The organism is Intrasporangium sp., from assembly GCF_030452765.1.
Taxonomy (GTDB): Bacteria; Actinomycetota; Actinomycetes; order Actinomycetales; family Dermatophilaceae; genus Intrasporangium_A.
On sequence record NZ_JAKDLO010000046.1, the window covers coordinates 1 to 15,553 of the forward strand.

Annotated in this window: 12 protein-coding genes; all 12 read left to right on the plus strand. The window is 71.2% G+C overall.

Features of this window, described 5'->3' with window-relative positions; genetic code table 11:
* Positions 1 to 227: 227 nt before the first annotated feature.
* The 12 genes from L0H79_RS07915 to pyk all read left to right on the plus strand — a co-directional run bounded on the left by L0H79_RS07915 (position 228) and on the right by pyk (position 15,514).
* Positions 228 to 1,010 (plus strand): helix-turn-helix domain-containing protein, encoded by a 783-nt coding sequence (locus L0H79_RS07915; protein ID WP_301484050.1) that lies wholly within the window; start codon positions 228 to 230, stop codon positions 1,008 to 1,010.
* A gap of 16 nt (positions 1,011 to 1,026) precedes the next feature.
* Positions 1,027 to 1,395: a phosphoribosyl-AMP cyclohydrolase gene (gene hisI, locus L0H79_RS07920; protein ID WP_301484051.1), complete on the plus strand. Its 369-nt coding sequence runs from the start codon at positions 1,027 to 1,029 to the stop codon at positions 1,393 to 1,395.
* 26 nt (positions 1,396 to 1,421) lie between these two features.
* Positions 1,422 to 2,981: an anthranilate synthase component I gene (locus L0H79_RS07925; protein ID WP_301484070.1), complete on the plus strand. Its 1,560-nt coding sequence runs from the start codon at positions 1,422 to 1,424 to the stop codon at positions 2,979 to 2,981.
* Entirely contained in the window at positions 2,981 to 3,565 is a 585-nt protein-coding gene (locus L0H79_RS07930) for a Trp biosynthesis-associated membrane protein (RefSeq protein WP_301484052.1), read from the plus strand. The genes L0H79_RS07925 and L0H79_RS07930 overlap by 1 nt, the downstream gene beginning before the upstream one ends.
* A 113-nt stretch (positions 3,566 to 3,678) precedes the next feature.
* Positions 3,679 to 3,948 carry an HGxxPAAW family protein gene (locus tag L0H79_RS07935; RefSeq protein WP_301484053.1) on the plus strand — a complete coding sequence of 90 codons (270 nt, stop codon included), beginning with the start codon at positions 3,679 to 3,681 and terminating at the stop codon, positions 3,946 to 3,948.
* Between the two features lie 5 nt (positions 3,949 to 3,953).
* Positions 3,954 to 4,766, plus strand: a complete 813-nt coding sequence (gene trpC / locus L0H79_RS07940; protein ID WP_301484054.1) for an indole-3-glycerol phosphate synthase TrpC — start codon at positions 3,954 to 3,956, stop codon at positions 4,764 to 4,766.
* Positions 4,763 to 6,010, plus strand: coding sequence for a tryptophan synthase subunit beta (gene trpB / locus L0H79_RS07945; RefSeq protein WP_301484055.1), 1,248 nt, complete (start codon positions 4,763 to 4,765; stop codon positions 6,008 to 6,010). Before trpC ends, trpB begins: the two co-directional genes overlap by 4 nt.
* A complete protein-coding gene (trpA, locus tag L0H79_RS07950) occupies positions 6,007 to 6,807 on the plus strand; it encodes a tryptophan synthase subunit alpha (protein ID WP_301484056.1) in 801 nt (266 codons plus the stop codon). The genes trpB and trpA overlap by 4 nt, the downstream gene beginning before the upstream one ends.
* A complete protein-coding gene (lgt, locus tag L0H79_RS07955; RefSeq protein WP_301484057.1) occupies positions 6,804 to 7,817 on the plus strand; it encodes a prolipoprotein diacylglyceryl transferase in 1,014 nt (337 codons plus the stop codon). Before trpA ends, lgt begins: the two co-directional genes overlap by 4 nt.
* Before the next feature lie 139 nt (positions 7,818 to 7,956).
* A complete protein-coding gene (gene gltB / locus L0H79_RS07960) occupies positions 7,957 to 12,510 on the plus strand; it encodes a glutamate synthase large subunit (protein ID WP_301484058.1) in 4,554 nt (1,517 codons plus the stop codon).
* Positions 12,503 to 13,960 (plus strand): glutamate synthase subunit beta, encoded by a 1,458-nt coding sequence (locus L0H79_RS07965; protein ID WP_301484059.1) that lies wholly within the window; start codon positions 12,503 to 12,505, stop codon positions 13,958 to 13,960. Before gltB ends, L0H79_RS07965 begins: the two co-directional genes overlap by 8 nt.
* A 96-nt stretch (positions 13,961 to 14,056) precedes the next feature.
* The gene (pyk, locus tag L0H79_RS07970) at positions 14,057 to 15,514 is read left to right on the plus strand and encodes a pyruvate kinase (protein WP_301484060.1); all 1,458 of its coding nucleotides are present in this window, start codon (positions 14,057 to 14,059) and stop codon (positions 15,512 to 15,514) included.
* Positions 15,515 to 15,553: the final 39 nt, after the last annotated feature.

Here is a 15,553-nt window from a genome sequence, read left to right on the forward strand (position 1 = left end):
TCACCGAGGCCCCAGACTTAAACAGAACCCCCGCCACTAGTTGAGGAGGTCTGAGACTGGTTCAACGAGCGGGGTCTCTACCGGCTTCGCGGCACCATCCGCTATCCAAAGGCTGCGTAACCATGCCAAGAACACCATCGGTAAGCCGTGTGCGGGAAAACCGCACGCACGGATTGAAAGGGGGATGGGGAAACAGGGCCTTCGGGCTCCTGCGCCCCTGACTACCAATGACCGGCTCGGCACGCGGCGTCCTGCATCCCGAGCGACTGCCGACGTTCCACCGGCTGCCCGCCCCGGACGCGGTCGCAGACCTCGTCCGGTGGTTCTGGATCCCGGAGTGGGACCTGCCCTCGGGGCACACCTCCCGCCAGGAGCTGGTCGCATACCCGGCAACCAACCTCGTCGTGGAGCCTCACCTCGTCGGTCTCTCGGGGCCCACCACCCGCCTGTCGTTCCGGGAGCTCACCGGCCGCGGTTGGGCGGTCGGCGCTCTGCTGCGCCCGGCCGCTGTGCCGGGACTCGTCGACGACCCGGGTAGCGCCCGGGACCGTTACGTCCCGCTCGAGCTGCCGGAGCTGCACGGCCGGGTCGCGGACGCAATGACTGCCGGGCAACCCCTCGGCCGGCGCGAGCGCGCCGTCGGTGTCTTCTCGGCGTGGCTGCACGCCCGCATCCCGACGGTGACCGAGGAGGCACACCTCGTCAACGACCTCGCCGACATGGTCGAGGCCGACAGCGACATCCTGCGGGTCGAGGACCTCGCGAGCCGGCTCGGCCTGTCCGTGCGGACGGTCCAGCGGCTCGCGCGGCGCTACGTCGGCCTGCCACCCGCCGCGATGATCCGGCGGCGGCGACTGCAGGAGGCCGCGGAACGGATCCGCACCGAACCCGGCGTCGACCTCGCCGCGATCGCCGCCGACCTCGGCTACGCCGACCAGGCCCACCTGACGAACGACTTCCGCACCGTCCTCGGCCACACTCCGGGCCGCTACCGTGACGACTCACACTGACCGGCACAATGGCGGCGTGACCGACACCCCCTCCCTCGACCCGAGCATCGCCGGCCTGCTCAAGCCGGACGCGGCCGGCCTGATCGCAGCCGTCGTCCAGCAGCACGACACCCACGAGGTCCTCATGGTCGGCTGGATGGACGAGGAGGCCCTGCGCCGCACCCTCACCGAGGGCAGGGTCACCTTCTGGTCGCGCAGCCGCCAGGAGCACTGGCGCAAGGGCGACACGAGCGGTCACGTCCAATGGGTCAAGGGCGTGCGTCTCGACTGCGACGGCGACGTGGTGCTCGTCCTCGTCGACCAGGAGGGGGCAGCGTGCCACACCGGCGACCGGACCTGCTTCGAGGCCCGCGTCCTGCCCGCCGTCGTGGGCCAGGGGCACTGAGCGCCGTGCCCGATCCGTCAGTCCGTATGCCGCTCACCTCCCCGGCGCCGCACGCAGACCTCGCGTGGGGGGTGACCTGGCCGTCGCTCGACGTCTTCACCGAGCTCGCGCTCGCCGGAGACCGCCGTGTCATCCCGGTCGTGCGGCGGGTCCTGGCCGACGCGGAGACGCCCGTGGGCGTGTACCGCAAGCTCGCCAAGGGCGCCCCGGGCACGTTCCTGCTCGAGTCGGCCGAGCACGGTGGCGTCTGGTCCCGGTACTCGATCGTCGGAGCGCGCTGCGAGGCGACCCTGACCGAGCATGGGGGAGGGGCTCACTGGATCGGGACGGTTCCCGTGGGCCTGCCGACCTGCGGCGACCCGACGCAGGCGCTGCGCGACACGGTGGCCGCGCTGGCCACGCCACGCATCGAGGGCCTGCCTCCGCTGACGGGAGGGATGGTCGGCGCGATCGGCTACGACGCTGTCCGGCACTGGGAGGCCGTCCCCGACACGGGGGTCGACCGACTCGACCTGCCCGAGCTCGCGATGATGCTCGCGACCGATCTCGCCGTCTTCGACCACAGCGACGGCTCGCTCCTGCTCGTGGCCAACGCACTCAACCGCGACGCCACCGACGAGCGGGTCGAGCAGGCCTGGGTCGAGGCGGTCGACCGCCTCGACCGGATGGCCCGTGAGCTCGCGGCCCCCGCGCAGAGCACCGTCTCGACGATCCGCCCGGTGGCGCAGGAGCCGGTCAGCAGCCACACGCGCGAGGAGTACGAGGGACTCGTCGAGCGGGCGAAGGAGGCGATCCGTGCCGGTGAGGCCTTCCAGGTCGTGGTCTCGCAGCGCTTCACGGTGCCGTGCTCGGCCGATGCGCTCGATGTCTACCGCGCCCTGCGGGTGTCCAACCCGAGCCCTTACATGTACCTGCTGCGTCTGCCCCACCCCGACGGCTCGACCTACGACGTGGTCGGATCGAGCCCCGAGGCGCTCATCAAGGTGACCGGGCGGGAGGCGATCACCCACCCCATCGCCGGGTCGCGCCCGCGCGGCAAGAGCCCCGAGCACGACGCGCACCTGGCCGAGGAGCTGCTCGCCGACACCAAGGAGCGGGCCGAGCACCTGATGCTCGTCGATCTGGCCCGCAACGACCTGCAGCGCATCTGCCGACCGGGCAGCGTCGACACCGTCGACTTCATGTCGGTGCGCCGCTACAGCCACATCATGCACATCGAGTCGACCGTCGTGGGGCGGCTTCGCGACGAGTGCTCCGCCTACGACGCGCTCGTCGCGACCTTCCCCGCCGGGACCCTGTCCGGGGCGCCGAAGCCCCGCGCGATGGCGCTCATCGACGAGTACGAGGGCCTGCGCCGGGGCCTCTACGGCGGTGTGGTCGGCTACCTCGACTTCGCCGGCGACCTCGACATGGCCATCGCCATCCGCACCGCCCTCATCAAGGACGGGCGGGCCCACGTGCAGGCCGGGGCCGGGATCGTGGCCGACTCGGTGCCGCACCTGGAGTACGACGAGACGGTCGACAAGGCGGCCGCTGCGTTGCGGGCCATCGCCTCGGCAGCAGGCCTGGAGACGGTGTCCGGCTGATGGCGGGCAAGCGCGGGGCGGCCCTGCTCGTCGCGGTTCCGGCAGCGGCGCTGGCCGCGCTGACCACCCAGGCCTGGGCCACCGGTCACGCGAACGACGTGCTGAGCCACGGGACGACCTCCGTGACCGGCACCGAGGCGATGCCCGCCGTGATCGGGCTGACCATCGTCGCGGTGGCGGCCCTGGTCGCCCTGATGACCGGGGGGCGCGCCATCCGCGTCGTCTCCGCCGTGCTGCTCGTCGCTGCCGCCCTGGGGGCCCTGGCGCTCGTCCTGCTCGTCGCGCTCCGGCCCGAGCAGGTCGTCGCCGACGCGGTGGCCCGCGAGCTCGCCCGAACCACGGCACCCGCCGCCACCGGGACCTCGACGGTCATCGTCTGGGTCGCGGTCGCCGTGGCTGTGCTGCTCGCCGCCGGTGCGGTGCTGGCCGCCGCCCGGAGCCGCGGCTGGGCCGGCCTCGGCTCCCGCTACGAGCGCGACACCCGCCCGACGCGGGGGCCACGGGGCGAGACGCGCGGCGCGTGGGACGAGCTCAGCGAGGGGCGCGACCCGACCGTGGGCGAGGACGAGGAAACACCTGGCTGAGCCAAGCATGACGGCCGGTTCCCGCGTGCCACGAGACCCTTGGCAGACGCATCCACTCGCACCTGACACAATGGGCCGCGCGTAGCGCACGTCCCCACCGGAGAGAGGGAGTCATGGAAGAAGAGCACGAGGACCACGGCCATAGCGTCGCCGCCTACACACTGGTCACCATCGTCCTCCTCGGGGCCATCATCGCGTCGATCGCCGTCGTCATCGCCAGCGGCGTGCTGGGCATCATCGGCGCCGTCGTCGTCGTCATCGGCGTCATCGTCGGCAAGGTCCTGTCGATGGCCGGCTATGGCAACAAGAACCGGCTCACGCCGCCCGCGCGACCGGGTGATACCTCCCATCAGTCCGGCTCGACGACGTCCCGCCAGAGCTGAAGCCGGTGCCCAGCGTCCTCGACGAGATCATCGCAGGCGTCCGCGAGGACCTCGAGACCCGGCGCTCTGCCCTGCCCACCGCCCGCCTCGAGGCGGTCCTGGCGGGCGTCGCCCCACCTCTCGACCCCCTGCCGGTGTTCCGTGCGGCACCCGGTGTGGCCGTCATCGCCGAGGTGAAGCGGCGCAGTCCGAGCAAGGGCCACCTTGCCGACATCCGGCAACCCGCCGTGCTGGCTGCCGCCTACGAGACGGGCGGGGCGAGTGCGATCAGCGTGCTCACCGAGCAGCGGCGCTTCGGTGGCTCGCTCGACGACCTCGACGCCGTGTGCACGGCGGTCCGGGTCCCGGTCCTGCGCAAGGACTTCACGGTCGACCCCTACCAGGTCATCGAGTCCCGCGTTCACGGCGCCGACCTCGTCCTGCTCATCGTCGCCGGGCTCGACGACGCGCTCCTGCGTGACCTCCACGCACAGACCCTCGAGCTCGGGATGACCCCTCTCGTAGAGGTCCACTCACGCGCCGAGCTCGACCGCGCCATGGAGCTGCACCCGGCCCTCGTCGGCGTCAACGCACGCAACCTCAAGACCCTCGAGGTCGACCCGCGCACCGTGCACGACCTCCTCCCACTCATCCCCGGCGACGTGGTCGCGGTAGCCGAGTCGGGTGTCGCCGGGCCGGACGACGTCGCGGCCTACGTCCGCTCCGGCGCCCGAGCGGTCCTCGTCGGCGAGGCGCTCGTCACCGGCGGGCGCCCCATCGAGGCGGTGCGTGAGCTCGTCGCCGCGACGAGCGCGGCATCGGCGCTGGAGCGACCATGACCCACGCCCCGCCCGGACGGTTCGGCGGCTTCGGCGGACGCTATGTCCCCGAGGCGCTCGTCCCAGCCCTCGAACAGCTCGACGAGGAGCGCCGCAAGGCCGTCGTCGACCCCGAGTTCGTCGGCGAGCTCGAGCGGCTCCACCAGACCTACACCGGCCGGCCCAGCATCATCACCGAGGTGCCGCGCTTCGCGCAGCACTGCGGCGGCGCCCGGGTCGTCCTCAAGCGCGAGGACCTCAACCACACGGGGTCGCACAAGATCAACAACGTCCTCGGGCAGGCTCTGCTCACCAAGCGGATGGGCAAGACCCGGGTCATCGCCGAGACCGGGGCGGGCCAGCACGGTGTCGCGACGGCGACCGCGGCCGCCCTCCTCGGACTCGAGTGCGTCGTCTACATGGGTCGCAAGGACACCGAGCGCCAGGCGCTCAACGTCGCCCGGATGCGCCTGCTCGGGGCCGAGGTGGTCGCCGTCGAGCACGGCAGCCAGACCCTCAAGGACGCCGTCAACGAGGCCTTCCGCGACTGGGTGGCCAACGTCGCCACGACGCACTACGTCCTCGGCACTGTGACCGGACCTCATCCGTTCCCCGAGATGGTGCGCGACTTCCACCGGATCATCGGCGTCGAGGCCCGCCAGCAGGTCCTCGACCTGATCGGACGCCTCCCCGACGTCGTCTGTGCCTGCGTCGGCGGCGGCTCGAACGCGATGGGGATCTTCCACCGGTTCATCGACGACGCCGGCGTCCGGCTGGTCGGACTCGAGGCCGGTGGCTCCGGTATCGCCTCCGGCAAGCACGCCGCCCGGTTCTCGACGGGTGAGCCCGGGGTGCTGCACGGTGCCTACACGTACGTCCTGCAGGACGAGGACGGCCAGACCATCGAGTCGCACAGCGTCTCGGCCGGGCTCGACTACCCGAGCGTCGGCCCCGAGCACGCCTACCTGCGCGAGACCGGCCGCGCCGAGTACCGACCGGTCACCGACGACGAGGCGATGGCGGCGTTCGCCCTGCTCTCGCGCACCGAGGGCATCCTGCCCGCCATCGAGAGTGCGCACGCGCTCGCCGGTGCGATGCAGCTCGGCCGCGAGCTGGGGCCCGATGCGGTCATCCTCGTCAACCTGTCCGGGCGGGGCGACAAGGACGTCCACACCGCCGCGAGGTGGTTCGGTCTGCTCGAGACACCCGGATCGCAACCTGCGCTCGGCCACCAGGACCCGAGCGGCACGGGGGGCTCGCGGTGAGCGTGGCAACCGTCCTGCAGCGGTGCCGGGACGAGGGGCGCGCCGCCCTGGTCGGCTACCTGCCGGTCGGTTTCCCGACCGTCCCGGGCTCGATCGAGGCGATGCGGGCTCTCGTCGAGTCGGGCGCCGACATCGTCGAGATCGGCGTCCCCTACAGCGACCCGGTCATGGACGGACCGGTGATCCAGGATGCCGCCGTCCGGGCGCTTGCCGGTGGTGTCCGCGTGCGAGACGCCTTCACCGCTGCCCGGGCTGTCGTCGACAGCGGGGCAGCGGCCCTCGTCATGACCTACTGGAACCCGGTCCTGCACCATGGCGTCGAGAGCTTCGCCGCAGAGCTGGCCGCGGCCGGAGGGGCTGGGCTCATCACCCCTGACCTCATCCCGGACGAGGCGTCCGAGTGGATCGCCGCGGCCCGCCGGCACGACCTCGACACTGTCTTCCTCGTCGCACCGAGCTCGACCCCCGAACGTCTGGCCACCGTGGCCAAGGCGTGTCGCGGCTTCGTCTACGCCACCGCCGTCATGGGTGTGACCGGGGCCAGGGCCACGGTGGGCGAGGCGGCGGAGGACCTCGTCGCCCGCACCCGCGCCGTCACCGACCTGCCCGTGTGCGTCGGGCTCGGCGTCTCTACCGGGGACCAGGCCGCCGAGCTGAGCCGGTTCGCAGACGGCGTCATCGTCGGCTCCGCTCTCGTCCGGTGCCTGGGTTCGGCACCGTCCGAGGCCGAGGGCCTGACCCGGCTGCGCACCCTCGCGACGGAGCTCGCCGACGGCGTCAGGAGGGGACGCGCGTGACCGCGCTGAGCGGCATACCCGCGGCGGCTTCCGTCGCCACATACATTCCGTCACCGACCCAGGCGGTCTGGTACCTCGGTCCCATCCCGATCCGCGCCTACGCGCTGTGCATCCTGGCCGGCATCGTCGTGGCCGTGTGGTGGACCGACCGCCGACTCGTCGCAGGCGGCGCGCGCAAGGGGGTGGCACTCGACATCAGCGCGTGGGCCGTGCCGTTCGGGATCGTCGGCGGGCGTATCTACCACCTCATCACCACCCCGCAGCCGTACTTCGGGCCGGGCGGCCACCCGATGGACGCCTTCGCGATCTGGAACGGCGGGCTCGGCATCTGGGGGGCCGTCGCGCTGGGCGCGCTGGGCGTGTGGATCGGCTGTCGCCGGCACGGGGTCACGTTCACGGCGTTCGCCGACGCGGCCGCCCCAGGCCTCCTCGTGGCTCAGGCGATGGGCCGCTTCGGCAACTACTTCAACAACGAGATCTACGGCGGCCCCACCACCCTGCCGTGGCGGCTGAAGGTCTACGAGTGGGACCAGGCCCTCGGGCACGCCGTGACCGACGCCTCGGGCGACCCCATCGTCCTGGGCTACTTCCACCCGACGTTCCTCTACGAGTCGATCTGGTGCCTCCTGCTCGCGGCCGGGCTGATCTGGCTCGAGCGGCATCTTCGGCTCGCGGCCGGGCAGACCTTCGCCGCCTACGTGATGGGCTACCCGGTCGGGCGGATCGTCATCGAGAACATGCGCAGCGACGCGGCGAACCACATCCTCGGGCAGCGCGTCAACACGTGGGTCTCGATCCTCGTCTTCCTCATCGGGCTGCTGCTGTGGATCAAGTTCGGCCGAGCCGCCCCGCGGGGCCGACACCGGGACGCCCCCACCGCCGCCCCCCCGGCACCCGCCCGGGGGGAGAAACCCGGGGGCGCCGACCGCGCCGAGCACGGCGCCGACAGCGCCGAGCACGAGGGCGCTGCCGACACCGCGCAGCCTGCCGACCGCGACGGCCCGGCCTGACCCGACCTGCATCTCAGGATGCAAAACGCCTGGTTCCGATGCCGGGGACCGTCAGGTCCGAGGGGTAGCCTTTCGCCACCGAACGTGGCCGACGCCGCCCACACCGCCAGTATCGACAGGGGACGAAGGGACGGTGATCATGTCGCCGTTTGACCGCTTCAGTGCGCATCCAGAGGACTTCGGCCTCTACCGCCGGGAGAACGAGCACGATGCCTGCGGGGTCGCCTTCGTCGCCACGATGCGCGGCACCGCCGGCCACGACATCGTCACGCACGCGCTGACCGCCCTGCGCAACCTGGACCACCGCGGGGCCACCGGCGCGGACCCTCTCGTCGGCGACGGCGCGGGCATCCTCACCCAGGTTCCGGACGAGTTCCTGCGGGCCGTCGTGCCCTTCCAGCTGCCGGACGCCGGGGCGTATGCCGCTGGGCTCGCCTTCCTGCCGACCGACCCGCAGGAGCGGGGCGCGGTCAAGGAACGCATCGAGCAGCTCGCCACCACCGAGAACCTCACGGTTCTCGGCTGGCGGCAGGTCCCCGTCGCCCCGGAGCTCGTCGGCCAGGCCTCCCGGGACTGCATGCCCCACTTCGAGCAGCTGTTCGTCTCGTCCCGCATCGGTCGATCCGTCAGCCTCGGGCTCGACCGGCTCGCCTTCTGCCTGCGCAAGCGCGCGGAGCGCGAGACCGATGTCTACTTCGCGTCCCTGTCGAGCCGCACCCTCGTGTACAAGGGCATGCTCACGACCGGCCAGCTCGAGCCCTTCTTCCCCGACCTGAGCGACGCTCGATTCGCGACCGAGCTCGCGCTGGTCCACTCCCGGTTCTCGACCAACACGTTCCCGTCGTGGCCGCTCGCGCACCCTTACCGCCTCATCGCCCACAACGGGGAGATCAACACGGTCAAGGGCAACCGGAACTGGATGCGGGCCCGGGAGAGTGTGCTCACCTCGGACATCATCCCCGGCGACCTCGAACGGCTCTTCCCGATCTGCACCCCCTCCGGCTCGGACTCCGCGAGCTTCGACGAGGTGCTCGAGCTGTTGCACCTCGGGGGCCGCTCCCTACCCCACGCGGTCCTCATGATGATCCCCGAGGCGTGGGAGAACAACGGGGCGATGCCCCCGGCCCGCCGTGCCTTCTACGAGTTCCACTCCACCTTCCTGGAGCCGTGGGACGGGCCGGCCAACGTCACCTTCACCGACGGCACGCTCATCGGCGCGGTTCTCGACCGCAACGGTCTGCGACCGGGTCGGTATGCCGTCACCGACGACGGGCTCGTCGTGCTCGCCTCCGAGTCGGGGGTCCTCGACCTGGACCCGGCCAGGGTCGTCAGGCGGGGGCGGCTCCAGCCCGGCCGGATGTTCCTCGTCGACACCGAACACGGGCGGATCGTCTCCGACGACGAGATCAAGTCCCAGCTGGCCGCGTTGCAACCGTACGGCGACTGGCTCCACGCGGGCCTGATCCGGCTCGAGGACCTGCCCGAGCGGGAGCACGTCGTGCACACGAGCTCGTCGGTGGCGCGCCGCCAGCAGACCTTCGGCTACACGCACGAGGAGCTGCGCATCCTGCTCACGCCGATGGCCCGCACCGGCGCCGAGGCGATCGGCTCGATGGGCACCGACACCCCCCTCGCGGCGCTGTCCTCGCGTCCGCGCCTGCTGTTCGACTACTTCACGCAGCTGTTCGCCCAGGTGACCAACCCGCCGCTGGACGCCATCCGCGAAGAGCTCGTCACCTCGCTCTCGACGACGATCGGCCCGGAGGGGAACGCCCTGTCCGCCTCGCCGGCCCACGCCCGGCAGGTCGTGCTCCAGTTCCCCGTCATCGACAACGACGAGCTGGCCAAGATCGTGCACATCAACGCCGACGGCGACCTGCCCGGCTACGCCACGCACGTGGTCCGGGGCCTCTACGACGTCACCGGCGGCTCCACCGCGATGCGGGTGCGTCTGGAGGAGATCTTCGCCGAGGTCTCCGAGGCGATCCGGCAGGGAGCCCGCTTCGTCGTGCTGTCCGACCGGCACTCGGGCCGTGACCTCGCCCCCATCCCGTCGCTGCTGCTCACCGCGGCCGTGCACCACCACCTGATCCGCGAGAAGACCCGCACCCAGGTTGGCCTGCTCGTGGAGGCCGGCGACGTCCGCGAGGTCCACCACGTCGCCCTTCTCGTCGGCTACGGGGCGGCGGCGGTCAACCCGTACCTGGCCATGGAGTCGGTCGAGGACCTGGCGCGCGCCGGCCACATCGACGACGTGACGCCGGAGCAGGCCGTCCGCGGCCTCATCAAGGCCCTCGGCAAGGGCGTGCTGAAGGTGATGTCGAAGATGGGCATCTCGACCGTCGCCTCCTACCGCGGTGCACAGGTCTTCGAGGCGATCGGTCTGTCCCAGGACCTCGTCGACCGCTACTTCACCGGGACCGTCTCCCAGCTCGGCGGCGTCGGGCTGGAGGTCATCGCGAAGGAGACCGCTTCGCGACATGCGCGGGCCTACCCGCCCGAGGGGGTGCGACCGGCGCACCGGGAGCTCGAGGTCGGTGGCGAGTACCAGTGGCGCCGCGAGGGCGAACCGCACCTGTTCGACCCCGAGACGGTCTTCCGGCTCCAGCACTCGACCCGCACCCGTCAGTACGACATCTTCAAGCAGTACACGGATCGGGTCGACGACCAGTCCGCGCGGCTGATGACCCTGCGGGGCCTGATGTCCTTCAAGCCGCCGGGTGTCACCGGACGCCTGCCCGTGCCGATCGAGGAGGTCGAGCCGGCCAGCGAGATCGTCAAGCGCTTCAGCACCGGGGCGATGAGCTACGGCTCGATCTCGCAGGAGGCGCACGAGACGCTGGCCGTGGCGATGAACCGGCTCGGGGCCAGGTCCAACACCGGCGAGGGCGGGGAGGACCCCGACCGGCTCCTGGACGGCGAGCGGCGCTCGGCCATCAAGCAGGTCGCGTCGGGACGGTTCGGGGTCACCAGCCTCTACCTCACCCAGTCCGAGGACATCCAGATCAAGATGGCGCAGGGTGCCAAGCCCGGCGAGGGCGGCCAGCTGCCCGGCCCCAAGGTCTACCCGTGGATCGCGCAGACCCGGCACTCGACTCCCGGAGTCGGGCTGATCTCGCCCCCGCCGCACCACGACATCTACTCGATCGAGGATCTCGCCCAGCTCATCCACGACCTGAAGAACGCCAACCCGTCGGCACGGGTGCACGTCAAGCTCGTCGCGGAGATCGGCGTGGGCACCGTCGCGGCCGGCGTCTCGAAGGCCCATTCCGACGTGGTCCTCATCTCGGGGCACGACGGCGGCACCGGCGCAGCGCCGCTCACCTCGCTCAAGCACGCGGGCGCACCCTGGGAGCTCGGTCTGGCCGAGACCCAGCAGACGCTCGTCGTCAACGGCCTGCGCGACCGCATCGTCGTCCAGGTGGACGGTCAGCTCAAGACCGGGCGTGACGTCGTGGTCGGGGCGCTGCTCGGTGCCGAGGAGTTCGGCTTCGCCACCGCGCCGCTCGTCGTGTCCGGGTGCATCATGATGCGGGTCTGCCATCTCGACACCTGCCCCGTCGGCGTGGCCACCCAGAACCCCGAGCTGCGGGCCCGGTTCAACGGCAAGCCCGAGTTCGTCGAGACCTTCTTCGAGTACATCGCCGAGGAGGTTCGCGAGCACCTGGCCGCCCTCGGCTTCCGCTCCATCGAGGCAGCCGTCGGCCAGGTCGATGCCCTCGACCTGGACAGGGCGATCACCCACTGGAAGGCATCCGGGCTCGACCTGACCCCGATCCTCACCGTCGCCCCCAACCCGACGGGTGGCACCCTGCATCGCTCGACCGGACAGGAGCACGGGCTCGAGAAGGCCCTCGACAACGAGCTCATCGCCCGCGCCCTGCCGGCCATCGACGGTGGCGAGCACGTCACCGGAGAGCTCCCGATCCGCAACGTCAACCGGACCGTCGGGACGATGCTCGGTCACCACGTCACCAGGGCCCATCCCGAGGGCCTGCCCGACGGGACGGTCGAGCTGACGATGACCGGCACCGCCGGCCAGTCGTTCGGTGCGTTCCTGCCCCGAGGGATCACGTTGCGGCTGCTCGGCGACGCCAACGACTACGTCGGCAAGGGCCTGTCCGGGGGCCGGATCGTGATCCGCCCGGACCTGGCGGCCACCTTGGTGGCCGAGGACAACGTCATCGCCGGCAACGTGATCGGCTACGGCGCGACGAGCGGGCAGCTCTTCCTGCGCGGCCGGGTCGGGGAGCGCTTCTGCGTGCGCAACTCCGGGGCCACCGCCGTCGTCGAGGGCGTCGGCGACCACGCCCTCGAGTACATGACCGGCGGCCGGGCCGTGATCCTCGGCCCGACCGGCCGCAACCTCGCGGCCGGGATGTCCGGTGGCCTGGGCTACGTGCTCGATCTCAGGTCAGACCGCGTCAACCCCGAGTTCGTCGACCTGCTGCCGCTGCGTGACGACGACGAGACGGGCCTGCACGACCTGATCGGCCAGCACCTGGAGCAGACCGACTCGGCGGTCGCCAGACGGCTGCTCGACGAGTGGGACGAGGCGAAGCACCGCTTCACCCTCGTGCTGCCCACCGCCTACCAACGTGTTCTCGACGTCCGCGCCGACGCTGCGGCCCAGGACCTCGACGCCGACGGCACCGAGGTGTGGAACCGCATCAAGGAGGCTTCCCGTGGCTGACATCCATGGCTTCCTCACGCACCGCGAGCGTGAGCTGCCCGAGCGGCGCCCCGTCCCGGTCCGGATCAAGGACTGGCAGGAGGTCTACGAGGAGCAGGAGCTGGCCACCCTCCAACGGCAGGCCAGCCGCTGCATGGACTGCGGAATCCCCTTCTGCCACAACGGCTGCCCGCTCGGCAACCTCATCCCTGAGTGGAACACCCTCGCTTGGCGTGGTGACTGGGCAGGCGCCATCGAGCGGATGCACGCGACGAACAACTTCCCGGAGTTCACCGGGCGGCTGTGCCCGGCACCCTGCGAGACCGCGTGCGTGCTCGGCATCAACCAGCCCGCCGTGACGATCAAGCAGGTCGAGTGGACGATAGGCGAAGAGGGCTTCGAACGAGGACTCGTCGAGCCACAGCCGCCGGAGCGACTCTCCGACAAGACCGTCGCCGTCGTCGGCTCGGGGCCCGCCGGGCTCGCCGCCGCGCAGCAGCTGACCCGGGCGGGACACACCGTCGCCGTCTTCGAGCGCGCCGACCAGCCGGGTGGCCTGCTGCGCTACGGCATACCCGAGTTCAAGATGGAGAAGTCGATCCTCGACCGGCGGCTGCGGCAGATGAAGGCCGAGGGCACCCGCTTCCGCAATGGCGTCGAGATCGGGGTCGACATCACCGGGCGTCAGCTGCGGGATCGCTACGACGCGGTCGTGCTTGCGATCGGCGCCACCGTACCGCGAGCGCTGGACATCCCGGGAAGCCGGCTCAGCGGCATACACCAGGCGATGGACTACCTGCCCCAGAGCAACCGCGCCAGTCTCGGGGAGCAGGTGACAGGGCAGATCCTGGCCACCGACAAGGACGTCGTCGTCATCGGCGGCGGGGACACCGGGTCCGACTGCATCGGCACCGCGCTGCGCCAGGGCGCCCGGTCGGTCACCTCGCTCGAGATCCTGCCGATGCCGGGGCCGGAGCGCCCGACGAGCCAACCCTGGCCGACCTACCCGATGATCTTCCGGGTGTCGAGCTCTCAGGAGGAGGGCGGCGACCGGATCTACGCCGTGAGCACCACCGAGTTCGTCGGCGACGACGACGGCCGGGTCGCGACGCTGCGGCTCAGCGATGTCGAGCTCGTCGGGGGCCGGCCGGTCGTCACGGAGGGCACCGAGCGCGAGATCCCGGCACAGCTGGTCCTGTTCGCCATGGGCTTCCTCGGCCCACAGCCGGACGGGCTGCTCGAGCAGCTCGGCGTCGCGCTCGACGCGCGCACCAACGTCGAACGGGACCGCAGTTTCATGACATCGGTGCCGGGTGTCTTCGTCGCGGGCGACGCCGGGCGGGGACAGTCGCTCATCGTCTGGGCGATCGCCGAGGGTCGCGCCGCGGCGGCCGGCGTCGACACCTGGCTGACCGGCTCGAGCGGCCTGCCCCGCCCCATCGCTCCGACGGACCGGCCGCTTACCGTCTGACGCTGCCTGATGCTTCTCCAACCGGTACGGCAGCCACGCCGGGCGCGATGTGGGTGCCGTCCATCGCCCGGCTCACCTGAGCCATAGGGTTGGCGTATGCGTCGTGCCAAGATCGTGTGCACCATCGGCCCCAAGACCTCCTCTCCGGAGCAGCTGCGCGCCCTCGTCGAGGCGGGCATGGACGTGGCTCGACTCAACCTCTCGCACGGTGAGCACGACGACCACGAGAAGGTCTGTCGGGCCGTCCGTGAGGCGAGCGACGCCTCGGGTCGTGCGGTCGGGGTTCTCGCCGACCTGCAGGGCCCGAAGATCCGGACGGGACGCTTCGCGTCCGGCCCGGTGCACCTCGACCGCGGACAGAGGTTCACCATCACGACTCGTGATGTGGAGGGGTCCGAGGCGGAGGTGGGCACGACCTACGCCGGACTGCCTGGCGACGTGCACCCCGGCGACGTCCTGCTGATCGACGACGGCAAGGTGGCACTGCGCGCGGTCGAGGTCACCGCGACCGACGTCGTCACCGAGACGGTCGTGGGCGGACTCGTGTCGGACAACAAGGGGATCAACCTTCCGGGCGTCGCCGTCAGTGTGCCGGCCCTGTCGGAGAAGGACCGCGACGACCTCCGCTTCGCACTTCGCGCCGGGGTCGACCTCGTCGCCCTCTCCTTCGTACGGTCCGCTGCGGACATCACCGACGTCCACGAGATCATGGACGAGTTCGGGCAGCGGCTGCCGGTCATCGCCAAGATCGAGAAGCCACAGGCCGTGGCCAACCTCGAGGAGGTCATCGAGGCCTTCGACGGGATCATGGTCGCCCGAGGCGACCTCGGCGTCGAGATGCCCCTCGAGGAGGTACCCCTCGTCCAGAAGCGTGCCATCGAACTGTGTCGGGTCGCCGCCAAGCCGGTCATCGTTGCGACGCAGGTGCTCGAGTCGATGGTCGAGAACCCCCGCCCGACCCGGGCCGAGGCGTCGGATGCGGCCAACGCCGTGCTCGACGGCGCCGACGCGGTCATGTTGTCGGGGGAGACCTCCGTGGGCGCGTGGCCCATCGAGGCGGTGAGGACGATGTCGCGCATCATCGCGTTCACCGAAGAGAACGGCTACGACCGGATCGCGCAGATCAACCGCACCCCAGTCACCGTGGGAGGTGCCGTCTGCAAGGCGGCTGTCGAGATCGGGGAGGCGGTCGACGCGCGGTTCCTGATCACCTTCACCGAGACCGGAGGCTCGGCGATGCGGATGGCGCGGCTGCGTCCCCGGCTACCGATGCTGGCCTTCACCTCCGAGCCGCGGACCCGCTCCCGTCTGGCGCTCGTGTGGGGCATGGAGACCTACCTCGTGAGCCGGATGTGGCACACCGACCAGTTCGCCATGCAGGTCGACCTGGCCCTGATCCCTGAGGGGCGCATCGTCGAGGGCGACCGTGTCGTCATCGTCGCCGGCTCGCCGCCGGGCATCCCGGGCTCGACCAACGCCCTGCGAGTCCACCGTGTCGGCGATGCCGTGCACCGCCGTGCCCCGGCGTACCGGCCCGAGGAGGTCACCGGCTGAGGCAACAGGCGCGTCACTCGGTATGCTGGCCCGGCAGAC

What these genes read in the sequence shown, in the direction of transcription:
- L0H79_RS07915 (WP_301484050.1), top strand. Translation starts at nt 228, where the DNA reads ATGACCGGCTCGGCACGCGGCGTCCTGCATCCCGAGCGACTGCCGACG.
- L0H79_RS07925 (WP_301484070.1), top strand. Translation starts at nt 1,422, where the DNA reads ATGCCGCTCACCTCCCCGGCGCCGCACGCAGACCTCGCGTGGGGGGTG.
- L0H79_RS07930 (WP_301484052.1), top strand. Translation starts at nt 2,981, where the DNA reads ATGGCGGGCAAGCGCGGGGCGGCCCTGCTCGTCGCGGTTCCGGCAGCG.
- L0H79_RS07935 (WP_301484053.1), top strand. Translation starts at nt 3,679, where the DNA reads ATGGAAGAAGAGCACGAGGACCACGGCCATAGCGTCGCCGCCTACACA.
- trpB (WP_301484055.1), top strand. Translation starts at nt 4,763, where the DNA reads ATGACCCACGCCCCGCCCGGACGGTTCGGCGGCTTCGGCGGACGCTAT.
- gltB (WP_301484058.1), top strand. Translation starts at nt 7,957, where the DNA reads ATGTCGCCGTTTGACCGCTTCAGTGCGCATCCAGAGGACTTCGGCCTC.
- pyk (WP_301484060.1), top strand. Translation starts at nt 14,057, where the DNA reads ATGCGTCGTGCCAAGATCGTGTGCACCATCGGCCCCAAGACCTCCTCT.